The organism is Hyphomonas oceanitis SCH89 (assembly GCF_000685295.1).
GTDB classification, from domain to species: Bacteria; Pseudomonadota; Alphaproteobacteria; order Caulobacterales; family Hyphomonadaceae; genus Hyphomonas; species Hyphomonas oceanitis.
Window position 1 is genome coordinate 1 of the sequence record NZ_ARYL01000068.1, and the last position, 6,022, is coordinate 6,022.

The following is a 6,022-nucleotide window of genomic DNA, read 5'->3' on the forward strand; positions in this document are numbered from 1 at the left end:
GCCCGGGGCAGCTCAGATCTGTCCAGCAGGGTCGATGATGGTGACCGGGCAGGAGAATGGCGGGCGGGAGCGGTCGGTGGATCCGGGATTTCCGGACAAGACGGCTCAACCCGAGCGTGAGCCGGAGATCGGGATCGAACCCGATGAAGGCGTGCAGCCGGAACTGGATGACGCTCTGGAGACCGTCCGGCGCGCCGCTACGCTTGATGTCGCCGACGATAAGACGCTTCCGGGGTTCTGATGACGAAACCGCACCGCCTGAACATTCGTGTGACGTCCGCTATGCTGCGCCAGCTTGAGCGCGAGGCGCGCGGGCATGGCGTCACAATGACCGCCATCATCGAGACCGCACTACAACGCTATTTCGACACCGAGGAAATAGAGCCGCTGGACTCGCGTGTCATACGGCGGCTGGACCGGATGGAACTGAGACAGGCCGACATCGAACGCGATGTCGCGATCGGGCTAGAAACACTACAGCATTATATCTTCTACTGGCTGACTCGAACCGAACCGATACCAGAAGGGGAACGAGATGCAGCGCATGCGCTCGGTCAGCGCCGGTTTGATTACTTTATTGAACAGGTGGCGCGGAAGATCCGGCCTGGATGACGCCCACGAGATCAGGCAGGACGCGGTGACATGACCGGATGAAAGGGGCCCGGCAAGTGTGTTGGCTTGTCGACCGATTTAAGGCGAAGGCCGAAGACCCTTGAAAGCCTCTCTCTCGACTTTAACGGCTTCTTCGCCTCGGTCAGGTCCTGTCAGACGAATGCGAACCCGTCTCCGATATTCGCGGACCAGCAGGTGCTAGGCGACGAGAAGGTCGCGCCACTCGCGAAGGGCGGCGTCGCGTTTCTGTTTAAATCGAATTCGGGAGTTGATATGCCTTTTGAAGTTGAAGTGATTGTGCACTGACGAATGGATTGATTTAAACTTCTGCAGATTTCGCATGCGACGATATCTCGACATTGCTCGCTCTCTTCGTCGAAAGGGCAAGTGGGAATTCTCGGCCCGGTTATTGAGATGGCGGCCAGTCTCCTGGCGCCTCTCATTCCCAATCAGCTTCATTGCTGCCAGGTAAGAAGGGCATCTGTCTGTCACGACGACATGTGGGTTGCCACATCTCTTCATTGCTTTCTTGAGGAATTTCAGCACGACAGCTTTGTCCCGTTACTTCGTGACATAGGATTCCGGTACTTCGCCCTCGTGAGCGACGGCTCTCCACAGGTAATGTTTCTCGCCTCGGATGTTGGCTGCGCCTGCCTTCGGCTGACGAAGACCTCGTCCGGGTGCCACGGCCATTGCGGACTACGCCGCATGGCTTGGGACCGCCGTTTCGGGACCTTGTGCGAGAAGTAAGACCTGAAGCGGTCGACCCAGAGGCGAACGCTTTCATGACAGATATCAACGCCGCGCTCGTGGAGCAGGTCCTCTACGTTGCGAAGCGAGAGCGGGAATCTGACATACATCATCACGCCAAGCTGGATGATCTCGGGCGAGGTTTTAAAGTAGCGAAACGGGTTCTTAGCCATTTCCCAAAGCTAAACACCAGGATCGGTCAGCTCAACTCCGGTTCCGCTGACAATGCCTTACGCCTGACGAACGCCTGCTTCAGCGACTAGGGGCAGTCAGAAGCAGGCGTCGCCTGTCACATGGGTCGAAGTTAGGGGTCAGAAACCATGTAACATCGTATTTCAGGTTTGGGGAACCAAGGGGAGGTGTTCCTTGAACCAGAGTGGGCTGTCGGTCAGGGGGGAGGGTTTCACCGACGTTTTCATCATGGTTGATTAATGTTGCTGGCCATTCTCACCCAGCATACAAATCTGTATTCACTAGCGGCAATCGAATGCATTATGATCACGATTGTCCTTTGACAAATGGCATGTCGATAAATTCAAAAGGTGGCCGACGCGGGCCCGACACGAGAAATACAGAATAGGTTTCAATCGGCAGACCGTGACGCCTGCGAACGAGCGTTTCGACAGTCTCGAAATGATCAAAACCACTCTGAACGTCGTCTAGAAACTGACAGGAATCGCGACATATATAGAGCATCGGCTTATTGAACGTGTCGCTTGGCGGGGGCGGCTCGTTGGCCCAGCGAAGGCGTTCATTGATTTGTGTAACGATCAGGGTTTTTGGCGAGTAGAAACGAAGCCAGCTATTGGTTGTGTAGTCGCTTGTTATAATACTCTCTGCGCCGGTTTGCTGCTTGATTGTCTGAATGGCTGAAGAAATTTCAGGCCAGCCGAATGCCAGTTCGCGCGACGTGGGATCCTTGCGGCCGAGCGGCATCACACCAAATAGCGCCTGCACATAGATGATCAGCGCCAGCCCGACGCCGAACGGTAAGAGTAGCCGCCTCGACCACATGATAAACTTACTGCCGAGCCCCGCCTTACCAGCGCGCTCAATCGCCATGGCTGCTGCAATGACGTACGCCGGATACATGACTTCAAGCCAGTTGCCTTCAACCCGTTCGTGGAGCGAGTGCCACGTGAAATATAGAAACATGGGCGCAATGAGAGACACGATTAGCGCTCTTGCGCTTGGCACAATCGCGCTCTGCTTTGAGCTGCCGAAAATTCCAAGGACGCCCAGCAGGAATATTGGCGGCGTGAGGAAGCCGATTTGCGAGGCAAGAAAGTCGCCGAGATACTTGAGCGTCCACACATGCACGGTAGTGCGCCCAGCCTGGTATATAAACGAGATCCAACCATGCTCACTGTTCCATTTGAGCACCAGAAGGAAAAATCCGAGAGAGATCATGCCGCCGAGGAATGAATAAGGGTTGATGAGCCATTTGCGCCGGGTCGGGACGAGAACGAGCCAGGTCAGGATACCAAGGGCGAGAAACACGGTTGTGTATTTTGTGAGCATGCCCATGCCGATCCAGAACCCGACTTCAATCCACCGTTTCGGGTTTTCAGTCTTTTCCAGCCTTGCAAGGGCAAGCAGAGTGAAGGCGCTGGTCACGATGACTGACGAGTCGGATGTGGCGATGAAAGAGCCAACCGACACCGCAATCGTGAGGTTGAAGAGCAAAGCCGCGGTTGCGCCCGCCCGCTTTGACCCGAGCAGGATTTCGCCTGTTTTCCAGATTGCCCATGTCGCCGGAAGGCTCAACAGAAGCGGAACGACGCGCGTACCGAGCGGTGTATCCCCGAGAAAGAATGTACCTATTCTGATCACGAGCGGGTTCATGATTGGGTGGTCGATATATCCCCAGTTGAGATGCTTGGAATAGCTCCAATACAGTGCTTCATCACCAGATAGGGGAAGCGCTGCTGCGCAAATCAATCGGATCAAAAATGAGACCGCGACAAATGCGATGACCATTCGCTCGAAGGCGAAGCCCGTCGAATGCGGATTGCCGGTTTCGACGGGCTTCATATCTGCTGTTCCTTGGTTGCGGTGCTCTGGTCGGTACCCGCAAGCGCGAGCAGGCGCGTCGCCCTGAACACCCACACTGTGTTGATGAGAAAGTTGACAATCGGAACAACGATCCATCCGACGATTAGTCCCGCCCAGAATGGACCGTGCAATATATCGACAAGTTTCATGCTGGCGGTAACGATTGCAAAGCTTGCAAGCGTGATGATCGCGAACCTTTTCCAATGTGCCGGATCGTCGCTGACATCAGAATACGTGATGAAGCGATGCGCCATGAAGGACACCGGGGCTGCTGCGATCGATCCAATAACGGTTGCCAGTGTCGGGTCTTCAATTGTGTCGGTGATGATGAGGCCCGCGACGATTAGCGAGTAGATTGCCGTGACGCCGGCGCCTACCATGAGGTAGCGCAGCACACGCTCAAACCGCCTGAATGTGGTCAAGATGATTGATGTCACAGGATATCGACGCCTTCATCGGCGGGTGACGGCGACTTTATCTCAGACGTCGTACGCAATAGTTGTAGGGACAACCAGCTCCACATGAAAAGTCTATGATCTGCAGTTCCACGTCTGTGATCACCCCAGACCTTCTCGACATAGTCCATATTTACCCCTTCGACTTGGGCAAGGGGCGGCGTTTCAGGAACCGATTTCAGCCAAGAGGCCGTCGGCATTCCAAATCCTTTTTTTGCGCGCTTAACGATCGCCGGCGGCAAAAGGGCCTGAACGGCCTTTTTGAGAAGGAATTTCTGGGTCTTGCCGCGCATTTTGTAGTCGTGCGGTAGACGGCTGCAAAAATCTGCGAGGTCATTGTCCAGGAAGACTGATCTGGACTCTAACGACGCCGACATTGACGCGCGATCTGCCTTGGCAAGGATTCCGTCTTGCAGATAGAAGCGAGTGTAAAATTCCAGACTCCGATTGATGAGCGAAGGAGAGTCGCTGGCATTCCACACATCAAGAGCTTCGGAATATAATGCTTCTGGCGTGAGCGGACTTTCAAACAGGTCGCGCATTTCGCTCGGATCGACAGGAGACAACCAGACCGGATTCCACAGTGAGGGATCGTAGCCTAGCCCCCTCATGGTCCGATTGACCTTGAAGTCGAGACTCATGTTGCGACTGGACAGAGGCATGCAGCGTGCCGTTCTCTGTAACAAGCGGTGCAGGGGTTGTGGCACGAATGCCTTGTAAGCTCTTGCAGGTGCCAGCGCTCGGAACGGATCATATCCGGCAAACAATTCGTCTCCCCCATCGCCTGATAATGCGACCGTGACATGTTTGCGCGCAAAGCGTGCCAGCAATGTGGTCGGAACGATCGACGCGTCGCCCATGGGTTCATCGAGATGAGCCAGAATCTGTGGTATCGCAGCTTTGGCTGTCTCAAGATCTAGCCAGTCAATCTTGTGATCTGCTCCGAACCAGGCTGCAACAGATGCCGCAGCCTCGGATTCGTCAAACGACGGTTCATGAAACCCCAACGTAAAGGTCTTTAACTGATCGGGGGGCAATACGTTAGCGGCGCCGGCAAGGACTGCACTCGAATCTACGCCGCCACTCAGAAAAATACCGAGCGGCACGTCAGAAATCAGGCGACGCTTGACCGATTGGAACAAGAGCGCACGCAGTTCCTCCGCGAGATCTTCGTCGGTGCGGTTGGCCATGTCCGGATCGGTTGCGATATGGAACAGCGCATAGCTGGTGATACGCAGGTGCTGAGTCGAAAGCGAATAGACGAGCGATGTTCCACCAGTCAGCTTGAAGCAATTGTTCAGCAGGGTCCGCGGTGCAGGAACGTACCCATAAGCGAAGTACTTTTGCAGACTGACGGGATCACGCCTGGCAACAAAGTTACGATGAGCGGCGATACCACTCAGTTCGCTCCCAAATGCAAACAGATCGCGCTGAATGGCGTAATATAGCGGCTTTTCTCCAAACCGGTCTCTGGAAAGAAACAACTGGGACTTGATGCGATCATAGATACAGAATGCAAACATGCCATTGAGGCGCCCGGGCAGGCCTTCGCCCCATTCCCTGTACCCGTGAAGCAATACCTCCGTGTCGGAATGATCGGTTCTAAACATATGCCCCAGGGCGACCAGTTCATTCCTCAATTCAGCGTGGTTGTATATCTCGCCATTGTAAACAACGCCGATCTGTCCATCTGATGTCCACATAGGTTGAGCGCCACCCGAAGGGTCCAGCACGGACAATCTCTGATGTCCCAGGAATACCGGAACCTCTGCATCGATATAACGTCCTTGTGCATCGGGCCCACGATGGGCGACCGCGCGCATCATCCTGGAAAGATCAGACTGATCTCCCGAACCCGCAAAGCCGACGATACCGCACATCAGACGTTGACAATTCGTGGCGCGTCTTCGCGAATGGTATACGGCATACGTCCATGGGATTCGAAGTAGGTGCGCATTATCATCTCGGCCAGCAGGCCCATCAGAACACTTATGCAGCCAATAAGAAATAACATCGCCGACAGAAGGGGGAGGGGTGTGAGGATGAGAGACGTGCCGGCAAACAGTTTCAGTCCGATCGCTAAAGTGATCGCAGCAAAAGCGCCCATGATGCTGATCATGCCTGTTCCCCGTCAGCGACCATGAGACAGA

The 6,022-nt window shown here is 54.8% G+C and carries 6 protein-coding genes and 2 pseudogenes; 3 read left to right on the top strand and 5 right to left on the bottom strand.

The window, feature by feature from the left end; all coding sequences use genetic code 11:
* Both HOC_RS19685 and HOC_RS19690 read left to right on the top strand, forming a co-directional pair.
* A pseudogene (locus HOC_RS19685) lies at positions 1 to 241 on the top strand (hypothetical protein); the annotation flags it as partial.
* Entirely contained in the window at positions 241 to 612 is a 372-nt protein-coding gene (locus HOC_RS19690; RefSeq protein WP_035541915.1) for a ribbon-helix-helix protein, CopG family, read from the top strand. The pseudogene HOC_RS19685 and the gene HOC_RS19690, both read left to right, overlap by 1 nt.
* A gap of 198 nt (positions 613 to 810) precedes the next feature.
* On the opposite strand, the pseudogene HOC_RS23020 reads toward HOC_RS19690, so the two are convergent.
* Positions 811 to 1,475 (bottom strand): annotated as a pseudogene (locus HOC_RS23020) (IS6 family transposase).
* Here HOC_RS23020 and HOC_RS22755 point away from each other — a divergent pair.
* Positions 1,398 to 1,625 (top strand): hypothetical protein, encoded by a 228-nt coding sequence (locus HOC_RS22755; protein ID WP_035541919.1) that lies wholly within the window; start codon positions 1,398 to 1,400, stop codon positions 1,623 to 1,625. The pseudogene HOC_RS23020 and the gene HOC_RS22755 overlap by 78 nt on opposite strands.
* 235 nt (positions 1,626 to 1,860) lie before the next feature.
* Here the strand turns inward: HOC_RS22755 and HOC_RS19705 are convergent, their stop codons facing one another.
* The 4 genes from HOC_RS19705 to HOC_RS19720 are packed head-to-tail and all read right to left on the bottom strand — an operon-like array spanning position 1,861 to position 5,991.
* The gene (locus HOC_RS19705) at positions 1,861 to 3,396 is read right to left on the bottom strand and encodes a glycosyltransferase family 39 protein (RefSeq protein WP_051625144.1); all 1,536 of its coding nucleotides are present in this window, start codon (positions 3,394 to 3,396) and stop codon (positions 1,861 to 1,863) included.
* Positions 3,393 to 3,839: a GtrA family protein gene (locus tag HOC_RS19710; protein WP_156950567.1), complete on the bottom strand. Its 447-nt coding sequence runs from the start codon at positions 3,837 to 3,839 to the stop codon at positions 3,393 to 3,395. The genes HOC_RS19705 and HOC_RS19710 overlap by 4 nt, the downstream gene beginning before the upstream one ends.
* An 11-nt stretch (positions 3,840 to 3,850) precedes the next feature.
* Positions 3,851 to 5,752 (bottom strand): asparagine synthase (glutamine-hydrolyzing), encoded by a 1,902-nt coding sequence (gene asnB / locus HOC_RS19715; protein ID WP_084146492.1) that lies wholly within the window; start codon positions 5,750 to 5,752, stop codon positions 3,851 to 3,853.
* Positions 5,752 to 5,991 carry a hypothetical protein gene (locus HOC_RS19720; RefSeq protein ID WP_035541925.1) on the bottom strand — a complete coding sequence of 80 codons (240 nt, stop codon included), beginning with the start codon at positions 5,989 to 5,991 and terminating at the stop codon, positions 5,752 to 5,754. The genes asnB and HOC_RS19720 overlap by 1 nt, the downstream gene beginning before the upstream one ends.
* Positions 5,992 to 6,022: the final 31 nt, after the last annotated feature.

Excerpts from the sequence above, each read along its gene's own strand:
- HOC_RS19690 (WP_035541915.1), top strand. The coding sequence starts at position 241 with ATGACGAAACCGCACCGCCTGAACATTCGTGTGACGTCCGCTATGCTG.
- HOC_RS22755 (WP_035541919.1), top strand. The coding sequence starts at position 1,398 with ATGACAGATATCAACGCCGCGCTCGTGGAGCAGGTCCTCTACGTTGCG.
- HOC_RS19705 (WP_051625144.1), bottom strand. The coding sequence starts at position 3,396 with ATGAAGCCCGTCGAAACCGGCAATCCGCATTCGACGGGCTTCGCCTTC.
- asnB (WP_084146492.1), bottom strand. The coding sequence starts at position 5,752 with ATGTGCGGTATCGTCGGCTTTGCGGGTTCGGGAGATCAGTCTGATCTT.
- HOC_RS19720 (WP_035541925.1), bottom strand. The coding sequence starts at position 5,991 with ATGATCAGCATCATGGGCGCTTTTGCTGCGATCACTTTAGCGATCGGA.